Consider the following 20758-nt stretch of genomic DNA (forward strand, 5'->3'; position numbering starts at 1 on the left):
GCCGTGGCAGGCGCGGCAATCCGGTGATTATGGCCCTTGGCAAAGGTTTCGCCAGAGACGGATTTGGCGCATCATGGCTTGGCTTTGAAATTTCCGTCCGCTGGACCAGCCAGCCGACGGAGGCTCTCATGCTCTTATCTGGTAGGACCAGATTACAGATAAGCGCGATCGGGATTTGGACGGAAACCGGCTTTGGCGGGAAAGTGATCAATTCTGGCTGGACCAGAGTGGCCAAAAAGATGCAGATTTGGCCAACAGCCATACATCATGACTTTCGGCGCTCCTGCGGCCGATGAAAACAGGGAGAGGAAGATGAACATCGCTCCGGGCAAAACCGAGGTCAGCAATGTCCCGTTCGATCAGGCGCGGGTGGATCGGCTGATGGAAGACGCCGGCATCGACGTGCTCTTCGCCACCTCCAAGCACAACACGCAATATCTGCTCGGCGGCTACAAGTTCATCTTCTTCGCGGCGATGGATGCGATAGGTCACAGCCGCTATTTGCCGATCGTCCTTTACGAGAAGGGCGAGCCGGAACATGCGGCCTATATCGGCAACAAGATGGAAGGCGGCGAACATCAGAATCATCCGTTCTGGACGCCGACCTTGCATGCCGCCTGCTGGGGCACGCTCGATGCCGCCAATCTGGCGGTGGAGCATCTCAAGCAGATCGGCAAGTCGGCGGCGCGCATCGGCATCGAGCCGGGCTTCCTGCCATCCGACGCCTATGCGCTGGTCCGAAAGGCGCTGCCGGACGCGAAGCTGATCGATGCGACCGGCATGCTCGAGAGCATGCGCGCCATCAAGACCGAGGCGGAGCTGGAACAGCTGCGCATCGCCTCCGAGTTGATCACCGACTCGATGCTGGCGACGATCGCCTGGGCGCGCGAAGGAACAACAAAGACCGATATTATCGAGCGGCTAAGGCGCGAGGAGACCAATCGCGGCGCGCATTTCGAGTATTGCCTGCTGACGCTGGGCTCCAGCCACAACCGTGCGGCGTCCAGCCAGGCGTGGAAGAAGGGCGAGGTGCTGTCGATCGATTCCGGCGGCAATTATCACGGCTATATCGGCGACCTCTGCCGCATGGGCGTGCTTGGCGAGCCGGATGCCGAGCTGGAGGATCTGCTGGCCGAAGTCGAGGCCGTGCAGCAGGCGGCCTTTTCCAAGGTTAAGGCAGGCACGCTGGGCGGCGACATGATTTCGCATGCGGAGAGCGCGCTGAAGGCTTCGAAGGTTGCGGCCTACACGGATTTCTTCGCGCACGGCATGGGCTTGATCACGCATGAGGCGCCGTTCCTGATGACCAATCACCCAGTCGCCTATGAAGGTACTTATGCGGCAAAGCCGCTGGAGAAGAACATGGTGCTGTCGGTCGAGACCACCATGCTTCATCCGTCGCGCGGCTTCATCAAGCTGGAGGACACGGTGGCGGTAACGGACACCGGCTATGTAATGTTCGGGGATCGCGGGCGCGGGTGGAACCGGGGCGGGATTTCTTAAGGAGAAGGTCGGCGCTGCCCCTCATCCGCCCTTCGGGCACCTTCTCCCCGTAGAATGGGGAGAAGGAAAGACCGTTACTGACCCGCCGGCAGCAGCTTGAAATCAGGCAGGTCGCGCAGCGCCAGCTCCGGTCCGGCGGGCGAATAGACGACGAAGAGCTGCATCGGCTGGTCGCCAGTGTTGAGCGTCGAATGGAAGCGGCTTTCCGGCACATAGATGGTGCAGCCGGGGCCGACCTTCGCTACTACCGGATTGCCGTTCTCGTCCTCGACCATCTGCTCGCCATTGCCGGAGATGACGAAGATGATCTCTTCGGCGCCCGGATGGTTGTGGCGGGTGTGGCCTTTGCCCGGCGGTAAGTCGACGACACCGCCGGAGAAGCGCTCCGCGCCATTCACTTCCGGCGCGACGGTCAGCGACAGCTTGCCCCAGTCGAAGCCGAAGGCGCTGACATCCTTCGGATAGACGAACACCTTGCTCCTGTCGCCCATTGCCTCATCCCTTCCTTTTCTTTGCTTCTGTCTTCTGGTCGCGAAGCGCGACCGCCTTGAAATCCGCCGTCTGCCTGGCGATCGCCGCTTCCGCCGGCAGCCGTTCCATCGAGCTTGCGCCGTAGAAGCCGTGGAGTCCCTCGCAGCGTTCGAGAATGTAGCGCGCGTCGTCGGGCATCGAGATCGGCCCGCCATGGCAAAGCAGGATGACGTCCTTGCGAATCGAGCGCGCGGCATCGGCAATGGCGTCGATTTCCTTGACGCAGGCGTCGAGCGTTTTCGCCGAAGTGGCGCCGATCGAGCCGCCGGTCGTGACGCCCATATGGGCGACGACGATATCGGCGCCGGCACGTGCCATGGCGCGCGCCTCGTCCGGGTTGAAGACGTAGGGCGTGGTGAGCAAGTCGAGCTTGCGCGCCTCGGCGATCATGTCGACCTCGAGGCCAAAACCCATGCCGGTCTCCTCGAAACTCTGGCGCATGGTGCCGTCGAACAGGCCGACGGTCGGAAAATTCTGCACGCCGGAAAAGCCCATCGTCTTCAGCTCTGCCAGAAGCAGCGGCATGATGACAAAGGGGTCGGTGCCGTTCACGCCGGCCAGCACCGGTGTCTTCTTCACCACCGGCAGCACCTCATAGGCCATCTCCTTGACGATCTCGTTGGCATTGCCATAGGCGAGCAGGCCGGCGGCCGAGCCGCGCCCGGCCATGCGGTAGCGGCCGGAATTGTAGATGATGATGAGGTCGATGCCGCCGGCTTCCTCGGCCTTGGCCGACAGGCCGGTGCCGGCACCGCCGCCGACGATCGGCACGCCGTCGGCGATCATGTTGCGGAATTTTTCCAGGATTTCCTTGCGCGGAATGGCAGCCATGCTTGTCTTGTCTCACTTCTTGGCGATGTCGAGGAAGGCCTCGGCCGCAGCCTTGGCGAAGGCGGGATCGTTGATGTGCAGCGGTAGGCGCGTCACAGTGCGGTTCCTGGTCGGTTCGATCGTGCGCTCAATGGCGTCAAACAGCACGGCGTCGGCTTCCGGATCGAAGAAGGCGCCGCCTTCGATATCGAGCGCCGATACGCCCTTCTCCGGGATCAGGAAGCGGACCGGACCGTCGCATCGGGCGACGCGAGCGCCGATCCATTCGCCGATCCTGCGGCATTCCTCGGCCGTGGTGCGCATCAGCGTCACGTTGGGATTGTGCTCGTAGAAGAGCCGCCCATGATATTTTTCCGGAATGGTCGGCGGCGCCCAGAAGTTCACCATGTCGAGCGCGCCGACCGAGCCGACATAGGGCAATTTCGTGCGCGCAATCGCGCCGAAGCGATCCTCGGTCGCCGGCAGCACCCCGCCGAACAGGAAATCGCAGACCTCGGTCGTGGTGATGTCGAGGACGCCGGCCAGCAGACCGCTGTCGGCGAGCTTCTCCATTGAGCGGCCGCCGGTGCCGGTGGCGTGAAAGACCATACAGTCATAGTCGGGGCGCAATCGGTCGACGATCGCCGTCACACAGGGCGTGGTGACGCCGAACATGGTGAGTCCCAGCGCCGGCTTGCCGGCGGCGGCCGAGGCGGGCTTCGCGGCCATGCCGGCGATCGCCTGGGCGGCGTTGTGCAGCACAGTGCGGGAGAGCCTGTTCAGTCCCGCCATGTCGGTGACCGACGGCATCATGATGATGTCGGAGATGTCGACGTAAGGCGCGGTATCGCCGGAGGCCAATGTCGAGACCATGATCTTCGGCAGGCCGAGCGGCAGCGCCCGCATGCCGGCGGTGACGATCGAGGTGCCGCCGCCGCCGCCGATGCCGATCACCCCGGCGATGTCGTCACGTGACTGGAGGAAATTGGCGAAGGCCGCGCCCATGCCGGCAACGGCGGTGCCGCGATCGTCGATGCCGAGAACAGCGCCGGCTCCCGTGGGATGATGCGCGGCGACCTCGCTGGCAGGGATATCCACCGGGACGGTCGCGCCTCGCGTGCCGATATCGACACGGACGACTGCGCCGCCGGCCTTGGCGACGGCATCGGCCAGGAAGGCGAGTTCCTCGCCTTTGGTGTCGGCGGTGCCGATCACATAGATGCGCTTCATCCGCGGTTCCCCGTCCGGCATGGCCGGCTTTGCCGCCGGCCTTTTTTGCCCCAACCCTTAAGCTCCTCGGCAAAAGCCTCGTCGCTGGTGGGGACCCGTTATTGACCGGCATTGCGCCATTGCAAATTTTTGAGACGCGCGTATCGTATTGATATGGATGTCTCACGTCAACAAGCCGCCTCCATCGATGACGCCGCACAGGCGCCGGCCGCCGAGAAGGGGCCGCGCGCCCGCACAAAGCGGCTGATGCTGGAAACGGCGACGAGGCTGATGCAATCCGGCATGACCCCTTCGGTCAGCGAGGTCGCGGAGGCGGCAGAGGTGTCGCGCGCCACCGCCTACCGGTATTTCCCGAGCCAGGCGGCGCTGGTGCAGGCCGTGGTCGATGAAGGGCTCGGCCCTATCCTTACCTGGAAGTCGACGTCCGACGATGCCGAGCGGCGCGTGGCAGATCTGTTCGCGACCGCGATGCCGCGCATCGAAGCCTTCGAGGCAACGTTCAAAGCGGCGCTGAAACTGTCCCTCGACCAATGGGCGCGGCGCCAGGCGGGCACGCTCGGGTCCGAGCCGGCCTTCATTCGCGGTCATCGCGTCGACCTGTTGAAGGATGCGATCGCGCCGCTCAAGGGGCGCCTGAAGCCGCGCCAGCTCACGCGCCTTGCCCAGGCGCTGTCGCTGATGTTCGGCGTCGAGGTGGTCACGGTGCTGAAGGACATTTGGGGGCTGAACAGCGCCGAGATGATGTCGGTCGCGCAGTGGGCGGCAGGCGCGCTGGTGCGCGCCGCAATGGCGGAATCGGAGGCGAAATCGGCAGGAATGGCTGCGGCGCCTGGGGCGACGATCGAGTAAATCTGGTTCGACCAGATTGTGAGGACGATTTTGAATGTTAAATGGGGTGAGCTGGCCCTCACAAGGGGTCGGCGTATCAAGGAGTAGGAAAAACAAGGGAAAACAGGCAGATGCCATAATGGTGGGCTCGTTCGTCTGCTCCTAGCCTCCCAAGAAAGCGCTTGACGTCAAGCGGGAATTGGTAATACCAGATTTAGGACCGATAAAGCGGATCAAAGTGAAGGCTGCGATCCATTTCCGACAGGGTGGGAGGCCTGGACCGGAGAGGTGCCATCACAGGAGGAACTACCAAGGCCGGCTTCGCCGCCGGCTCGCATGAGACGGTAGAATGCGCACAAGGGAGGAAAACTATGCGCAAGATTATGGCCAGCGTGATTGCTGGTATTGGGCTGGCGCTTGCCTGCGGGACATCCGTCCGCGCGCAGGATAAGGAACTCACCATCTTCTGGGCGGAATGGGACCCGGCGAACTACCTGCAGGAACTCGTCAACGACTACACGGCCGAAACCGGCGTGAAGGTCACCGTTCAGACAACGCCGTGGCCCGACTTCCAGACCAAGGCCTTCACCGAGTTCAACGCGCATGGCGACGCCTACGACATGGTCGTCGGCGACTCGCAATGGCTGGGCGCCGGTTCGACGCAAGGCCACTATGTCGACCTGACCGACTTCTTCAACCAGCATAAGCTTGGCGACGTGATGGCGCCCGCGACCATCAAGTATTACGCCGAATACCCGGGCGGTTCCAGCAAGTACTGGGCAATCCCGCTGGAAGGCGACGCCATCGGCTGGTCCTATCGCAAGGACTGGTTCGAGGACCCGAAGGAGAAGGAGGCCTTCAAGGCCAAATACGGTTACGACCTCGCCGTGCCGACGACCTATGCGCAGCTGCGCGACATCGCCGAGTTCTTCCACCGTCCGGACCAGAAGCGCTACGGCGTGGCCATCTACACCGACAATTCCTATGACGCGATGGCGATGGGTGTCGAAAGCGCCATCTTCAGCTATGGCGGCGATCTCGGCGACTACGCGACCTACAAGGTCGACGGCATCACCAACTCCAAGGAAGCCGCCGCCGGCCTCGACATGTACAAGCAACTCTACAAGTTCACGCCTCCCGGCTGGGGCAAGACCTTCTTCGTGGAAGACAACCAGGCGATCACCGGCGGCCTGGCAGCGATGAGCATGAACTTCTTCGCCTTCTTCCCGCCGCTGGTGAACAAGGCCACCAACCCCTATGCCGACGTCACCGGCTTCTTCGCCAATCCGGCCGGCCCGGACGGCAAGCGCTTCGCCGCGCTCGGCGGCCAGGGCATCTCGGTCGTCTCGTATTCGAAGAACAAGGACGAGGCGATGAAATTCCTCGAGTGGTTCATCAAGGACGAGACCCAGAAGAAGTGGGCCGAGCTCGGCGGCTACACCTGCAGCCAGGCCGTGCTGAAGTCCGAAGCCTTCCAGAACGCGACGCCTTACAACAAGGCGTTCTACGACACGATGTTCATGGTCAAGGACTTCTGGGCAACGCCTGAATACGCCGAAGTGCTCGATCAGCTGAATCAGAACATCTATCCGTTCGTGGTCGGCGGCAAGGGCACCGCCCAGGAGGCGCTCGACAAGACGGCCGCCGACTGGAAGGCGACCTTCACCAAATACAATCGTTACAAGTAAGTATCGCAGTCAGAATGCCGGAGGAGGTTTCCCCCTCCGGCATTCCTGTTTTCAGGAGACAAAGTTGGCTTCGGTAGCCCTTACCAATCTTGATCCCGCGTCCAGGGCCGCCGCTCGCGGCTGGTCCGATCTGACCATCCGCAACCTGTTCATCATCCCGACGCTGGTTTTTCTGATCGTCTTCAACATTTTCCCGCTGATCTATTCGCTCGGCTATTCCTTCACGAACTTCGCCGCGAACCGCAGCGAACCCTGGCAGTTCGTCGGCTTGCAGAACTATCGTGAGCTGCTGAGCGACGATCATATCTGGTCGAACTTCGTCATCACCGCCAAATACGTGATCGTTTCGGTGGCTGGGCAGATGATCGTCGGCTTCGGCCTTGCGCTTCTGCTCAACCGCAGCTTTCCGATGAAGGGCCTGATCACCACGCTGCTGCTCTTGCCGATGATGATGTCGGCGGCGGTCGTCGGCCTGTTCTGGCAATTGCTCTACAGCCCGTCCTGGGGACCGATCAACTACGTCTTCGGCCTTGGCGACTTCGCCTGGCTTTCCAATCCCGACAGCGCGCTCTACGCGGTCGCGATCACCGATATCTGGATGTGGTCGCCTTTCGTCATGCTGCTGTCGCTCGCAGGTCTCTCGGCGGTGCCGCAGCATCTCTATGAAGCGGCCGCGATCGACCGCGCCGGATGGTGGTACACCTTCACTCGCATCACCTTGCCGCTGGTCTCGCCGATCCTTCTGATCGCGCTGATCTTCCGCACCATGGAAGCCTTCAAGACCTTCGACATCGCCTACACGATGACCACCCAGCCGACCGCCGAGCTGATCGCGATCCGGCTCTACAAGCAGGCCTTCCAGCAGTGGGATACGGGCAAGTCCTGCGCGCTGGCCTACATCGTGCTGATCATGGTGCTGGCGATCACCAACCTCTACGTGAAGTATCTCAACAAGGTGAAGGAGCGCTGACATGGCCGCCGTCCGCACTTCTTCCGAGGTCGCCTTCAACCGCATCGCCATCGCCGCGGTGCTGATCGCGACGCTGATCTTCCTGGCACCGATCTACTGGATCGCCTCGACGGCCTTCAAGCCGAAGGAGCTCGCCGTCAGCGTCCCGCCCACCGTGCTGTTCGAGCCGGAGGTAACGCCGTTCGTGCGGCTCTTCACCAAGCGCGTGCAGATGCAGAAGCCCGTCGATCCGCAAGTCTACGATGCCGCGCCCTGGTGGGAAAAACGCATCTATGACGGCGGCGAGCGGGTTCTCAAGGTCGGCAAGGACGTGCAGCTTTCGCAATATCCCGACCGGTTTATGAACAGCCTGATCGTGGCTGTGATCAGCACGGTGCTGGCTGTGGGCATGGGAACCTTCACCGCCTATGGCTTCTCACGCTTCAAGATCGCGGGCGAGGCGGACCTTCTCTTCTTCATCCTGTCGACCCGCATGCTGCCGCCGGTGGTGGTCGCAATCCCAATGTTCCTGATGTACCGGATGGTCGGCCTCAACGATTCGCATATCGGCCTGATCATCCTCTACGTTGCCTTTAACCTGTCCTTCTCGGTCTGGCTGATGAAGGGCTTCATGGACGAGATCCCGAAGGAGTATGAGGAAGCAGCACTCGTCGACGGCTACACGCGCATGCAGGCCTTCTTCAAGATCGTGCTGCCCGAGGCGGCGACGGGCATCGCGGCGACTGCCGTGTTCTGCTTCATCACTGCCTGGAACGAATACGCCTTTGCGCTGATCATGACCAACCGGCGCGCCCAGACGGCGCCGCCCTTCATCCCCTCGCAGATCGGCTCCGGCCTGCCGGACTGGACGACGATCGCGGCGGGTACCTTCCTGTTCCTGTTGCCGGTCGCAATCTTCACCTTCCTGCTGCGCAACCATCTGCTTCGCGGCGTGACGTTCGGAGCAATCCGCAAATGAGTTTTCGCTCCACCAACGAGAAGTACCTGCTGCCGGCCTCGCAAATCCTCATGGTGCTGGGCATCGTAGCGCTCTGCCAACCATGGAGCCTCGGCCTGCATTCATACGGTGTGACGATCATCCTGATCGGGCTGATCGGCTTCAACATCACGTCCAAGATCGCACCGGAGCAGAGCGAGGAAACCGGCGCCGCGACGCATGAGGGAGCCCGCCAGTGACGCAGATCGAACTTCGCGGCATCGAGAAATTCTTCGGTGCCGTCCAGGTCATCCATAATCTGAACCTGGCCATCGCCGACAACGAGTTCATCGTGCTGCTCGGCCAGTCGGGCTGCGGCAAGACCACGACGCTGCGCGCCGTGGCAGGGCTGGAGACGATCGACCAGGGCGACATCCTGATCGACGGCAAGCCGGTGCAGCACCTCAAGGCGGCGGACCGCGACATCGCCATGGTGTTCCAGTCCTTCTCGCTCTACCCGCACATGACGGTGTTCGAGAACGTCGCCTTTCCGCTGCGTGCAATGCGCATGAGCAGCGGCGAAGTCGACAAGTCCGTGCGCGAGGTCGCCCGGGTCCTGCGCATCACCGATCTGCTCGACAAGAGGCCGTCGGCGCTCTCGGGCGGCGACATGCAGCGCGTGGCCATCGGTCGTGCGCTGGTGCGGCGCCCGAAGGCGATGCTGATGGACGAGCCGATCGGCGCGCTCGACGCCAAGCTGCGCGAGGAGATGCGCGCCGAGATCAAGCGCCTGCACGTCAAGCAAGGGTCGACCACGATCTATGTCACGCACGACCAGATCGAGGCGATGAGCCTCGCCGACCGCATAGTCATCATGCATGAAGGCTTCATCCAGCAGGTCGGAACGCCGGATGAGGTCTATTCGCATCCGGCAAACCTGTTTGTGGCGCAGTTCGTCGGCAGCCCGGTGATGAACATTGCCGAGGTCAATGTCGCGGATCAGGCGGGCACTGCCTCCGTAACCGTCGGCGATGCGCCGGCTGGCTTCGAGTTCCCGCGCCAGCTCCTGTCCAAGCTCAACGGTCATGCAGCCAATGGCGGCCTGACACTCGGCATCCGCCCGGAGGGCGTACTCGTGCGGCACGATGCGGCGCCCGGCTACATGCCAGTCGAGGCGAGCATCATCGAGCCGCTCGGGTCCTTCGACATTGTCGATCTCAGGCTCGGCTCCACGATGCTGCGCGCCCGCACCAAGGCGGGCTACGTCTCGGGCCCCGGTGAGAAAGTCCATGTCCGCATCGATCCCGAGCAGGCGCACTTTTTCGACACGGCAAGCGGCAAGTCGCTGGGAGTAAGGCTGTAATGGCCCATATCGAACTGAAGAACATCACCAAGAAATACGGCAGCCACACCGCGTTGACGGGTCTGAACCTCGACATAGCCGACGGCGAGTTCTTCGTGCTGCTTGGCGAGACCGGCGCCGGCAAGACGACGACGCTACGCCTGATCGCCGGACTGGATAAGCCGACCGAGGGGCAGGTTCTCATCGACGGCGTCGACGTCGCCGACTGGGGCGCGGCCGAGCGCGACGTCGCGCTGGTGCTGCAGCAATATTCGCTTTATCCGCGCTACACTGTGCGGCAGAACCTCGAATTTCCGCTGAAGCCGAAGATCCGCCGGCTGCCGGATGCCGAGATCAAGGACCGTGTCGCGCGCGCCGCCCGCACGCTCAGGATCGAACATCTGCTCGACCGCAAGACCGACCGGCTTTCCGGCGGCGAGATGCAGCGCGTCTCGATCGGCCGAGCGATCGTGCGCAAGCCGCGCGTGTTCCTGATGGACGAGCCGCTCTCGGCGCTCGACGCCAAGCTGCGCGAGGCGCTGCGCACGGAGCTGAAGAACCTTCAGATGCAACTCGGCGCCACGTTCCTGTTCGTCACGCACGACCAGATCGAAGCCATGTCGATGGGCGACAAGGTCGGCGTGCTCAACCATGGCCGCATCGTGCAGACGGGCACGCCGCATGAAATCTACAACAATCCGCGCGACACCTATGTCGCGAGCTTCGTCGGCTCGCCGCCGATGAACCTCATCGACGGCAGGCTGGTCAACGACCGCGCGGTGATGGCGCCGGTGAATTTCGAACTGCCGCTCACAATTGGCGCCAAGAGCTTTGGCGGGGGCAGGACGAGCGGCGCGGCCGATGGTCGCCCGCTCGTCTTCGGCATCCGTCCGGAGGACGTCTATCTGGAGAGCGGGGCTCCGGTCGAGGCACGCGTGCACGATGTCGAGAACCACGGCGTGGAAAAGATCCTGACGCTCAGGGTCGGCGACACGATGCTGCGGGCCACCGTGCCGGCCAGGACCGACGTGGCTATCGAAGAGCCGGTGCGTTTTGCCTGGAACCCCGACAAGGTGGTGATGTTCGATAAAGGCAGCGGTGTGAGCCTGCGGCACGCCGGATAGAAGTCGGACTTAGCCGGCGACCTTGCTGGCGGCACTGGTGGCCTTCCTGATAAGGCCCAAGCCGGCCGCCGAATAGGCCAGCCCGCTCGCCCTTGCGAGCTTCGGCCCGGCGGGTCTCAGGAGCGTCGGGCGGTTAATTGGCTTCAAGCCGAGCGGCCGTCGAACTCGAATACCTCGATTGCGGTGATATCAACATCGTCGAGGCAGTTGATGTTGATATAGGCGGACCGTTCGTTGCCCTGGCCGACGTCCTCGGCAAAGGGGTGCATGCCGCATGTGCGACAGAAGCGGTGCGCGATTTGAGCCTTGCCGAAGGTGTAGCGGCCGAGGTCGTCGCCCCAGGCGACCAGATTGAGCTTCTCATGCGGCACGGCCCACAAAAGCGCGCCCTTGCGCCGGCAGATCGAGCAGTTGCAGCGCACCGCGCCGCCGATCTCCCCCTCGACCTCGAACGCCACCTTGCCGCAGTGGCAGCTGCCTTTGTACAGCATCAGCATCTTTCCATCGCTGGCAGGGTGCAAAGGCACACTTGCCGGGTTATTTCTTCGCCGGCCAACTAGGCCGCACGCTTAAAAGACGTTGCAATTTGCAAGGCCCGACATCGAAAATGCAATCCATCCGCGACCGTCTCGAAATCATCCTGTCACGTCTTGCCAATCGGGCGGGGGATGAGAAGGTCTATACCAAGCTCTATGCCGAGGCCGCGCGGGCAGCCGCCGATGCGTCCGATGCCCGCCGCAAGGCCGGCGTCAGCCTTGGGCCGCTCGACGGGCGCATCGTTTCGATCAAGGACCTGTTCGACGTCGCCGGCGAGCCGACGACGGCCGGGTCGCTGATCCGCGCCGACGCCGCGCCGGCGGCGCGGGACGCGGCGATCGTGCAAAGGCTCCGCCAAGCGGGTGCCGTCATCCTCGGCAAGACCAACATGACCGAGTTCGCCTTCACAGCGATCGGCGACAATCCGCATTACGGCACGCCGGGCAACGCCGCCGATGCCGGCCTTATCCCGGGCGGCTCGTCGTCTGGAGCCGGCGTTGCGATCGGCGAGGGCACGAGCGACATCTCGATCGGTTCGGACACCGGCGGTTCGGTGCGCATCCCCGCCTCGCTCAACGGCGCCGTCGGCTTCAAGCCGACGGCGCGGCGCGTGCCTTTGACGGGAGCCTTTCCGCTGTCGATGACGCTGGATTCGATCGGTCCGCTTGCCCGCAGCGTCGCCGATTGCGCGATCGCCGATGCGATCATGGCGGGACAAGAGCCCGCCGGTCCTCAGCCGGGCTCGCTCGCCGGCCTGCGCGTCGGCATTCCACGCGGCGTCTTGTTCGGCGAAACGCAGGCGAAGGTCGCCGAAGCTTTCGAGGCCTGCATCGACAGGATCGGACGAGCCGGCGCCCGCGCCGCCGATTTGTCCATCGACGATCTTATCGCCGAGATGCGCGCAGCAACCAGGCGCGGGACGATCGCGTCCATGGAAGGCGCGGAGGTGCATGCCGATTGGCTGGCGGGCGGCGCCTCTGTGCCGGTCGATCCGCATGTCACCGGGCCATTGGCGCGCGCGCTGGCTGTCCCTGCCTCGGCCTACATCCGGACGATCCGCCGGCGCGCCGAGCTTGTGGCGGCCATGGCGCAACGGCTGGAGACGGTCGATGTTCTGGCATTGCCGACCGTGCCGATGGTCGCGCCGTCCATCTCCGCCATGGCCGGCGACGAAGCTCTGCGCGACAAGACGGAAGGACTGCTCTTGCGCAACACGCAGGTCGCCAACCAGTTCGACCTTTGCGCGATCTCGCTGCCGATGCCCGGCACGAACCTGCCGGCCGGATTGATGCTGGTGGGCAAGCATGGGCATGACAGTCATCTGCTGCGCATTGCCGCCGCGGTCGAGGCTTTGCTTGGCCGGTGACTGCGCAGGCCATCAGGATGCAAGTCCGGAAAGGCTGGCCCGCATCTCAGGTCTACACCGTCGCGATGCTCGCCGCGGAACTATTCGCCGACCGGAAAACGCCGGCGATAGTGCTCGATAACGTCCGGATTGCGCAGATTGACGGGCAGCTTGCCGGCGAGTACCAGCAGCGCCTCGCCGGCGGCGCCGACGCCCATGCGCATCATCGATTCCTCGGTGATGCCGGCCATATGCGGGGTGACGATGACGTTGTCGAAGCCGAAATAGGGATGGTTCGGCGGCAGCGGTTGGGTCGCAAAAACGTCGAGCGCAGCGCCGCTGATGCGGCCGGCACGCAGGGCCTCGATCAGCGCTTCATCATCCACCACCGGGCCGCGCGAGACATTGATCAGCAGCGTGTTGGGTTTCATGCGGGCAATGCGCTCTCGACTGATGAGGCCGCGCGTTTCCTGCGTCAGCGGGCAGCAGAGCACGATGATGTCGCTCTGCTCGACCAGCGCGTCGATCGACAGGAAGCCGACACGCTCGGGCGCGGGGCGCAGGCTGCGCGTGGTCGCCACGACATTGAGGTCGAAGCCGTGGGCGGCGATGTGGCCGACAGCCTGGCCGACCGCGCCGAGGCCGACGATGCCGATGGTCTTGCCGGCCAGCTCGCTGGTCGAGTTGGCGTGCTCGCGGCCGGCAAGCCAGCCCTTGGCGCGCAGGTCGCGGTCCATCACGCGGAAGCGCCGCAGCAGCGCAAGGGCGGTGAACATCACATGTTCGGCGACCGAGCGGGCGTTGACGGCGGGCACGTTCGCCACCAGCACGCCGGCGGCGGTCGCGGCCTCGACCGGGATCATGTCCAGTCCGGCGCCGTGGCGGATCGCGGCGCGCAGGCTCGAAGCACCCGCAAACAGCTCCGGCGGCAGCGGCGCGCGCACGATGATGATGTCGGCGTCGTGGGCCTCGGTGGTCAGTGTCTTGGCATCGAGCGCGGAAGCGATCGCAAGCCGCCCGGCGCCGGCCAGCATCGCCGTGGCGCGTGGGTGCAGCGGATGCGTCGACAGGATCTTGCGCATGGGGTTCCATTTCCGCATTTGTGCGATGCCAAGCTAAACGTCTGGCTGCAAAATGCTCAAGGGAATTTCGCGGCTTCACGGAAACGGAGAACTGCCCCTGTCTCTGTAGGTTCACGCAGTTTCGGACGATAGGCTACGGCAGAGGTGCCGAACCTGACGGTCCACACCTTCCTGGAATTGCTCAAGCCTTTTCGAGCGCCGCGCTTTTCGGCTCCATTCCGCGGCCTTCGATGATCCCCTTCCAGTAGCTCTCGGCGCCCTGCAAATGGGCATTCATCAGGGCCTGGGCGAGGTTGCCGTCGCGGCGCAGCAGCGCTTCGTAGATCTGGATATGCTCGGCATGCGAGCGCACCGAGCGTTCGGGATCGTTGAAATAGATCGGCAGGCGCTGCTCGCCCATCAGGTAATAGACGCTGCAGATGTTGTGGAAGACGCTGTTCTTGGTCGCGCGCACGATCTCGAGGTGAAACTCGCGGTCTTCCTTGGCGAGGCCTTCGCCGGCGGCGATGCGCTCTTCGGAAGCCTTCAGGATTTCGCGCAGGCGCTCGAAGTTCTCCTCGGTGGCGCGCGAGCAGGCAAGCTCGGCCGCCTTGATCTCGTGGATCTTGCGCAGCTCGACGGTTTCGTAGATCTGCACCGGATCGAGCGGCAAGCCGGCGCGGGCGAACAGCGCCAGCGCTTCCACGCTCGCCTGCTTGGTGTCGATATAGATGCCGGATTTGGCGCGCCGCTCGACGATGCGCATGGCCTCGAGGATGGCCAGCGCCTCGCGAATCTGGCCGCGGCTGACGCCGAAATGTTCCGCCAGCTCTCGCTCCGAGGGCGTGCGGCCGGACTCCTTGTCCGAGTTGGAAAAGAGATAGGCGGCGAGTTCCGCGAGAAGGTTCTTTTCTTTCATCGTCAAATACGTTGCGCGTGCGCCTCCAGGAATCGCTCGGAGATGGTGAATCCCAATCCAGGCTTTTCAGGGATCGCTATCATACCGTCCTTCGCCTCGACAGTCTCCTCGACGAGGTCGTGGATCATCGGGTTGGCGCCGAGCGAATATTCAATGGTGAAGCTGGCGGGTGAGGCGGCACACACATGCAGCCCGGCAAAGAAGCAGGGCGCGCCGGCCCACAGATGCGGCGCGAATCGCAGGTTGAAGGCGCTGGCGATGGTGCCGATCTTCATCGCCTCGCTGATGCCGCCGCAGAAGGCGGGATCCGGCTGGAAGATGTCGGCCGACTTCAGCACAGCCAGATCGCGGAAGGCATAGCGCGTCGCCTCGCTTTCGCCGGTGGCGATCGGCGTCGATCCCGAGGCGCGCACGTCGGCCATGCCCGGCTTATCGTCGGCGGTCACCGGTTCCTCGAACCAGGCAAGGTCGAGATCGGCGGTGAGGTTGATGAAGCGCTTGGCCTCGGCGACGGTATAGGTGCCGTGCGCGTCGACCATCAGATCGACATCCGGCCCGATCGCCTGCCTTGCGGCGCGCACGCGCGCGGCCGAGACATGCGGGGCGCCGTCCATAGCACCGATGCGCATCTTCAGCGCCTTGAAGCCGCCCTTGGCGATGTAGGATGTCAACTGCTCGCCGATGGCGTCGGCTGAGGCCCAGCCGCCCGAGGCATAGGCCTGCATGCGCTCGACCTTGCGGCCGCCGAGCAGCCGCCAAACCGGCTGCCCCAGCGACTTGCCGAGGATGTCCCAGAGCGCGATGTCGACGGCGCTGATCGCCGCCACACTCATGCCGCGCCGCGCCAGCTGCGGCATGGCATGGCCGGCATGCGCCGCCGTCTCATGCCGCACGCCGTTGTAGAGCATTTCCCAGATGATACCGATGTCGGCCGGATCGCAACCGATCAACTGCGGGCCGATCTCGTGGTTGAGCATATGGACGAGCGCGCCATAGCTGCCAGCGCTGCCGGCGGCGTTCTTGCCCTCGCCCCAGCCGACCAGGCCGTCAGCGGTCTCGATGCGCAGAATGGCGGCGTCGAACGTCGTCACCTGACCGAAGTCGCTGCGATGCTGCTTCGCGACTTCGATCGGGATACGAACCCACCAGGCCTGGACGCTCTTGATGCGCATGTTTTCCCTTCGGCCCCTCCGCCCGCCGGGCGGAAGGGACAGGTTTCTACTTGATCAGCGGCAGCAGCGTTTCGGCGGTGATGCGCATCTGGTCGGTGTAGAATTTTTCCGTGAGCACGCTGGAGCCGTGGTCCTGGATGAATTTGAGTTGCTCGGGCGAGATGTCGACCGGATTGCGCTCGACCATCTCCGGATAGGGCGCCGCCGGCGTGCGGTCGACGGGCGCGACGAACTCGTTGGTCAGCGCGCCGTCATAGCCGACTTCCTTCAACGTGCGCACGATCTTCGGCCAGTCGATCTGGCCAAGGCCGGCTGCGAAGCGGTTGTTGTCAGCGACATGGAAATCGAACAGGCGCTTTCCGACCTGACGGATCGCGTCATAGACGTTAAATTCCTCCATGTGGATATGGTAGGCGTCGAGGCAGACGCCGCATTCGGGGCTCACCGCATCGGCGAGCGCCAGCGCCTGGGCGCCGCGGTTGAAGAGGTAGGTCTCGAAGCGGTTGAGCGGCTCGACGGCGATCCTGACGCCGACCTTCTGGGCATGGCTGAAACATTCGCGCGTGGCATCGACCACCCAGCCCCATTCCTCCGCCTCGGTGCCGTCTGGAACGACCTTGCCGACGGTCGCGGGCACCAGCGTGATGATCTCGCCGTCGAGCTCGCTGACCATGGTGAGCACGTCCTTGACGTATTGGACGGATCGCTCGCGCTGGCCCTGGTCCCTGGCGGCGAGATTGCGCTCGCCGAGCATCAGAGTCACCGAGCCCCAGCAGCGGATGCCGTGCTCCTTCAGGAGCGCGCGCGTCTCCTTGGTCTTGTACTGCTCGGGTTCGCCGGAAATCTCGATCGATTCGTAGCCGAATTTCTTGATGCGCTTGAGCGTCACCTCCAGCGGTTCCGCCCGCATCCAATTGTGAGTCGAAAGATGCATGGTCTATCCTTCCCAGAATTCGCCTGTCACATTCTACCCCGCGACGCCTCCAGTAGAGGCGGGCGTATGATTCCTCCCCAAGGCGTTGCCAGCATTTTCCTCGAAACTGGTTCGACCAATTGGGCCCTCCATGACCTCTACAGCAAATTTTCATGCACGGCAACAAGTGGGCGGCTGAAGCTCTATCAGCCGAGCAATAGTCTGATTTTACGTGGTAATTCCACTTATCTGTTTGCAAGCTCGGCTCACCTCCGCGGTTTTCGGCCGCTTGACCGAATTCCGGGATTTGGTAATACCAGAATGGCGCAATGCATAGACGCCGACAGGGTTGACCAAACAGGCTGGCCCTCATTTCAATAGGCGCTATGCTTGGTCGCGAAAACAAACGAGGGAGGATGCCGATGCCGACGACGATGAAGGGCCCCGGCCTGTTTCTGGCGCAGTTCGCGGGCGACGCCGCGCCGTTCAATTCGCTGGGTTCCATCACCAAATGGGCAGCGGGGCTGGGCTACAAGGGCGTGCAGATCCCGACCTGGGACGCGCGCCTGTTCGACCTCGAGAAGGCGGCGTCGTCGAAGGCCTATTGCGACGAGGTGAAAGGCGTCTGCGCGGATGCAGGCGTCGAGATTACCGAATTGTCGACGCATCTGCAGGGGCAACTGGTCGCGGTGCATCCCGCCTATGACGCGCAGATGGATGGATTTGCGCCGCCATCGGTGCACAACAATCCCCCGGCACGGCAAAAATGGGCTGTCGAGCAGATGAAGTTCGGCGCCAAGGCATCGCGCAATCTCGGGCTGAACGCCTCGGTGTCGTTCACCGGCTCGCTCGCTTTCCCTTACCTTTATCCGTTCCCGCAGCGCCCGGCCGGCCTCATCGAGGAAGCCTTCGGCGAACTCGGCAAACGCTGGAAGCCGATCCTCGATGTCTATGAGGACAATGGCGTCGATGTCGGCTACGAGATCCATCCTTCCGAGGACGTGTTCGACGGCGCCACCTTCGAGATGTTCCTCGACGCGGTCGGCGGCCACAAGCGCTGCAACATCAACTACGACCCGTCGCACTTCCTGTTGCAGCAGCTCGACTATCTCGAGTTCATCGACATCTACCACGAGCGGATCAAGGCCTTCCACGTCAAGGACGCCGAGTTCAACCCGACCGGGCGGCAAGGCGTCTATTCCGGCTATCAGGGCTGGGTGAACCGTGCAGGGCGCTTCCGCTCGCTGGGCGACGGGCAGGTGGATTTCAGCGGCATCTTCTCCAAGCTCACCCAGTACAATTACGATTCCTGGGCGGTGCTGGAATGGGAATGCTGCCTGAAACATCCCGAGGACGGCGCCGCAGAAGGCGCGCCTTTCATCCAGCACCACATCATCCGGGTGACCGAGAAGGCCTTCGACGATTTCGCCGCCGGCACAACCGATAAAAAGCTGCTGCGGGCGATGATGGGGATTTGACTGCAGCTCCCTTGAGGAGGTCCGGGTGGGGTTGAATCCCAAGTCGTGGCGGACTCTTATACCCCCACCCCGACGCTGCGCGTCGACCCTCCCTACAAGGGGGAGGGTGATGAACTAAAGAGAGAGGACAAGAATGGTCGGCGCATCGAAGTCGGAAGCGGGAGGCGGCCCGATCCGCTATGGCATGGTCGGCGGCGGGCAGGGCGCCTTCATCGGCGCGGTGCATCGCATCGCGGCGCGCATGGACAATGATTTCGTGCTGGTGGCCGGCGCGCTGTCATCGGATCCGGCGCGGGCCAAGGCGTCGGCCGCCGAACTCGGGCTCGATCCCGCGCGCAGCTACAGCTCCTATGCCGAGATGGCCAAGGCCGAAGCCAAGCGTCCAGACGGCATCGAGGCGGTGGCGATCGTGACGCCGAACAACGTGCATGTGCCGGCGGCGAAAGCCTTCCTAGAGGCGGGCATCCATGTCATCTGCGACAAGCCGCTGGCGACCTCGCTGGCCGAGGCCAAGAAGCTTGCCGCCCTTGTCGAAAAGACCGGCAAGGTGTTCGTGCTGACCCATAATTACACCGCCTATCCGATGATCCGGCAGGCACGCGAGATGGTGGCCAAGGGCATGCTCGGCGATATCCGCATCGTGCAGTCGGAATATCCGCAGGACTGGCTGACCGAGGACCTTGCCGCCACCGGCCAGAAGCAGGCCTCCTGGCGCTCCGACCCCAAGCAGGCCGGCGCCGGCGGCGCGCTCGGCGACATCGGCACGCATGCCTATAACCTGGCTCGCTTCGTCTCGGGACTTGAGCTCGATACGCTCTCAGCCGATCTCGACGCCTTCGTGCCGGGGCGCCAGCTCGACGACAATGTCAACGTGATGCTGCGCTTCAAGCCGGTCGGCAACAAGCATCCGGCCAAGGGCATGATCTGGGCCAGCCAGGTGGCGCCCGGCCACGAGAACGGGCTGAAGCTGCGCATCTACGGCACCAAGGGCGGGCTGGAATGGGTGCAGGCAGACCCGAACTATCTCTGGTACACGCCGTTCGGCCAGCCGAAGCAGCTTTTGACGCGTGCCGGCGCGGGCGCGATGCCAGTGGCCGCGCGCGTCAGCCGCGTGCCGTCGGGCCATCCGGAGGGCTATCTCGAAGGTTTTGCCAACATCTACCAGGAAGCGGCCCGCGCCATCCGAGCGGCGCGCCGGAAAGGCGGCAAGCCGGCTAAGGATGTGGTCTTCCCGACTGTCGCCGACGGCGTCGAAGGCATGGCCTTCATCGAGGCTTGCGTGAGGTCGTCGAAGAAGAACGGGGCGTGGACGAAGCTGTAGGGGTGACGATATTCAGGTGAGGCCGGCCTGCAAACGGCGGCTTCCTGCGCTTCCGGTGCTCACGTACGAAAAGTACGCTCCGCTCCGGTTCTCGGAATCTGTCGTTTTCGACTCGGCCTGACCTGAATCTCGTCACCCCTCGGCCGAAGATGATGAGGGGATGTCGATGAAAATCGGCATGTGCATGTTCTTGTGGACCACCAGCGTCTCGAGGAAGCACGAGGCGCTGTTGAAAGACATCAAGGCGACCGGCTTCGACGGCGTCGAGATACCCGTCTTCGTCGGGATGCCCGACGACTACAAGAAGTTGGGCGAGATGCTCGACCGCATCGGCCTGGAGCGCACCGCGGTCTCGGCCATGGGCGATCCGGCGATGAACCTGATCTCGCCGGACGCTGCGACGCGCAAGGCCGGCATCGACTACATGAAATGGGCGATCGACTGCAGCGCCGCGCTCGGCGCGGACACGCTCAGCGGCCCGCTGCATTCGACGCTCGGCGCCTTTTCCGGCAGCGGGCCGACTATCGCCGAAAAGAAGCGCTCGGTCGCCTCGCAACGCGCGATCGGCGACTATGCCGGCAAGAAGGGCGTGACCATCGGGCTCGAAGCGCTCAACCGCTTCGAATGCTATCTCGTCAACACCATGGCCGACCTGTGCGAACACATCGACGCGATCGACCGGCCGCACATCAAGGCGATGTACGACACGTTCCATGCCAATATAGAGGAGGCCGACCCGATCGGCGCCTATACAAAGCATCGCCGGAACGTTGTCCATATCCACATTTCGGAGAATGATCGTGGCGTGCCGGGGCGCGGCAACATCCCGTGGAAGGAGACGTTCTCCGCCATCCGCAAGAGCGGCTATGACGACTGGCTGACGATCGAATCGTTCGGGCGCTCACTGAAGGATCTGGCTGCGGCGACCAAGGTGTGGCGGGATTTCGCGGAAAGCCCGGAGGCGGTTTATCGCGAGGGGTACAGGCATATCAGGGACCGGTGGAAGAAGGCGGCTTAGGGGCCCTGCGCCTGATCCATTTTCTATTTGCCGTGGCAGCGGTTGCCAGGTG

20 protein-coding genes are annotated in these 20758 nt (G+C 63.5%); 12 read left to right on the forward strand and 8 right to left on the reverse strand.

Annotation, left to right across the window (positions count from 1 at the left end):
* Nucleotides 1–312: 312 nt before the first annotated feature.
* Nucleotides 313–1503, forward strand: a complete 1191-nt coding sequence (locus LB529_RS17185) for a M24 family metallopeptidase (RefSeq protein ID WP_224711766.1) — start codon at nt 313–315, stop codon at nt 1501–1503.
* 74 nt (nt 1504–1577) lie between these two features.
* On the opposite strand, the gene LB529_RS17190 is transcribed toward LB529_RS17185, so the two are convergent.
* From LB529_RS17190 to LB529_RS17200, 3 genes are read right to left on the reverse strand one after another with little or no spacing between them, the layout of a single operon-like run.
* Nucleotides 1578–1994 carry a cupin domain-containing protein gene (locus LB529_RS17190; RefSeq protein WP_224711767.1) on the reverse strand — a complete coding sequence of 139 codons (417 nt, stop codon included), beginning with the start codon at nt 1992–1994 and terminating at the stop codon, nt 1578–1580.
* Nucleotides 1995–1998: 4 nt separating this feature from the next.
* Nucleotides 1999–2865, reverse strand: coding sequence for a phosphoenolpyruvate hydrolase family protein (locus LB529_RS17195; protein ID WP_224711768.1), 867 nt, complete (start codon nt 2863–2865; stop codon nt 1999–2001).
* A gap of 12 nt (nt 2866–2877) precedes the next feature.
* The gene (locus LB529_RS17200) at nt 2878–4074 is read right to left on the reverse strand and encodes a Tm-1-like ATP-binding domain-containing protein (RefSeq protein ID WP_224711769.1); all 1197 of its coding nucleotides are present in this window, start codon (nt 4072–4074) and stop codon (nt 2878–2880) included.
* A 153-nt stretch (nt 4075–4227) separates the two neighbouring features.
* Here LB529_RS17200 and LB529_RS17205 point away from each other — a divergent pair, with 153 nt between their 5' ends.
* The 7 genes from LB529_RS17205 to LB529_RS17235 all read left to right on the forward strand — a co-directional run bounded on the left by LB529_RS17205 (nt 4228) and on the right by LB529_RS17235 (nt 10942).
* Nucleotides 4228–4923 carry a TetR/AcrR family transcriptional regulator gene (locus LB529_RS17205; protein WP_224711770.1) on the forward strand — a complete coding sequence of 232 codons (696 nt, stop codon included), beginning with the start codon at nt 4228–4230 and terminating at the stop codon, nt 4921–4923.
* A 350-nt stretch (nt 4924–5273) separates the two neighbouring features.
* Nucleotides 5274–6590, forward strand: coding sequence for an ABC transporter substrate-binding protein (locus LB529_RS17210; protein ID WP_224711771.1), 1317 nt, complete (start codon nt 5274–5276; stop codon nt 6588–6590).
* A 64-nt stretch (nt 6591–6654) separates the two neighbouring features.
* Entirely contained in the window at nt 6655–7560 is a 906-nt protein-coding gene (locus LB529_RS17215) for a carbohydrate ABC transporter permease (RefSeq protein ID WP_095769195.1), read from the forward strand.
* Between the two features lies 1 nt (nt 7561).
* On the forward strand, nt 7562–8518 hold the full coding sequence (locus LB529_RS17220) for a carbohydrate ABC transporter permease (protein ID WP_095769196.1): 957 nt from the start codon (nt 7562–7564) through the stop codon (nt 8516–8518).
* Complete coding sequence (locus LB529_RS17225; protein ID WP_095769197.1) at nt 8515–8736, forward strand: hypothetical protein; 222 nt, start codon at nt 8515–8517, stop codon at nt 8734–8736. Before LB529_RS17220 ends, LB529_RS17225 begins: the two co-directional genes overlap by 4 nt.
* The gene (locus tag LB529_RS17230; RefSeq protein WP_095769198.1) at nt 8733–9839 is read left to right on the forward strand and encodes an ABC transporter ATP-binding protein; all 1107 of its coding nucleotides are present in this window, start codon (nt 8733–8735) and stop codon (nt 9837–9839) included. Before LB529_RS17225 ends, LB529_RS17230 begins: the two co-directional genes overlap by 4 nt.
* A complete protein-coding gene (locus LB529_RS17235; protein ID WP_095769199.1) occupies nt 9839–10942 on the forward strand; it encodes an ABC transporter ATP-binding protein in 1104 nt (367 codons plus the stop codon). The genes LB529_RS17230 and LB529_RS17235 overlap by 1 nt, the downstream gene beginning before the upstream one ends.
* 143 nt (nt 10943–11085) lie before the next feature.
* Here LB529_RS17235 and LB529_RS17240 read toward each other — a convergent pair whose 3' ends face one another.
* Nucleotides 11086–11433 carry a GFA family protein gene (locus LB529_RS17240; RefSeq protein WP_224546189.1) on the reverse strand — a complete coding sequence of 116 codons (348 nt, stop codon included), beginning with the start codon at nt 11431–11433 and terminating at the stop codon, nt 11086–11088.
* 116 nt (nt 11434–11549) lie between these two features.
* Here LB529_RS17240 and LB529_RS17245 point away from each other — a divergent pair, with 116 nt between their 5' ends.
* A complete protein-coding gene (locus tag LB529_RS17245) occupies nt 11550–12845 on the forward strand; it encodes an amidase (RefSeq protein ID WP_224711772.1) in 1296 nt (431 codons plus the stop codon).
* A gap of 80 nt (nt 12846–12925) precedes the next feature.
* On the opposite strand, the gene LB529_RS17250 is transcribed toward LB529_RS17245, so the two are convergent.
* The 4 genes from LB529_RS17250 to LB529_RS17265 form a co-directional block, all read right to left on the reverse strand.
* Nucleotides 12926–13906 carry a hydroxyacid dehydrogenase gene (locus tag LB529_RS17250; RefSeq protein ID WP_224711773.1) on the reverse strand — a complete coding sequence of 327 codons (981 nt, stop codon included), beginning with the start codon at nt 13904–13906 and terminating at the stop codon, nt 12926–12928.
* A gap of 181 nt (nt 13907–14087) precedes the next feature.
* The gene (locus tag LB529_RS17255) at nt 14088–14804 is read right to left on the reverse strand and encodes a FadR/GntR family transcriptional regulator (RefSeq protein WP_140545878.1); all 717 of its coding nucleotides are present in this window, start codon (nt 14802–14804) and stop codon (nt 14088–14090) included.
* 2 nt (nt 14805–14806) lie between these two features.
* Nucleotides 14807–15976, reverse strand: a complete 1170-nt coding sequence (locus LB529_RS17260; protein ID WP_224610806.1) for a mandelate racemase/muconate lactonizing enzyme family protein — start codon at nt 15974–15976, stop codon at nt 14807–14809.
* Nucleotides 15977–16022: 46 nt separating this feature from the next.
* On the reverse strand, nt 16023–16910 hold the full coding sequence (locus tag LB529_RS17265; protein WP_095769204.1) for a sugar phosphate isomerase/epimerase family protein: 888 nt from the start codon (nt 16908–16910) through the stop codon (nt 16023–16025).
* Nucleotides 16911–17311: 401 nt separating this feature from the next.
* Here LB529_RS17265 and LB529_RS17270 point away from each other — a divergent pair, with 401 nt between their 5' ends.
* From LB529_RS17270 to LB529_RS17280, 3 genes are all read left to right on the forward strand, one after another.
* Nucleotides 17312–18367, forward strand: coding sequence for a sugar phosphate isomerase/epimerase family protein (locus LB529_RS17270; RefSeq protein WP_224633675.1), 1056 nt, complete (start codon nt 17312–17314; stop codon nt 18365–18367).
* Between the two features lie 133 nt (nt 18368–18500).
* Nucleotides 18501–19688 (forward strand): Gfo/Idh/MocA family protein, encoded by a 1188-nt coding sequence (locus LB529_RS17275; protein ID WP_224711774.1) that lies wholly within the window; start codon nt 18501–18503, stop codon nt 19686–19688.
* A 166-nt stretch (nt 19689–19854) separates the two neighbouring features.
* Nucleotides 19855–20706: a sugar phosphate isomerase/epimerase family protein gene (locus tag LB529_RS17280; RefSeq protein WP_224711775.1), complete on the forward strand. Its 852-nt coding sequence runs from the start codon at nt 19855–19857 to the stop codon at nt 20704–20706.
* The last annotated feature ends 52 nt before the right edge of the window (nt 20707–20758 follow it).

The organism is Mesorhizobium sp. CA5, assembly GCF_020165105.1.
Lineage (GTDB): Bacteria > Pseudomonadota > Alphaproteobacteria > Rhizobiales > Rhizobiaceae > Mesorhizobium.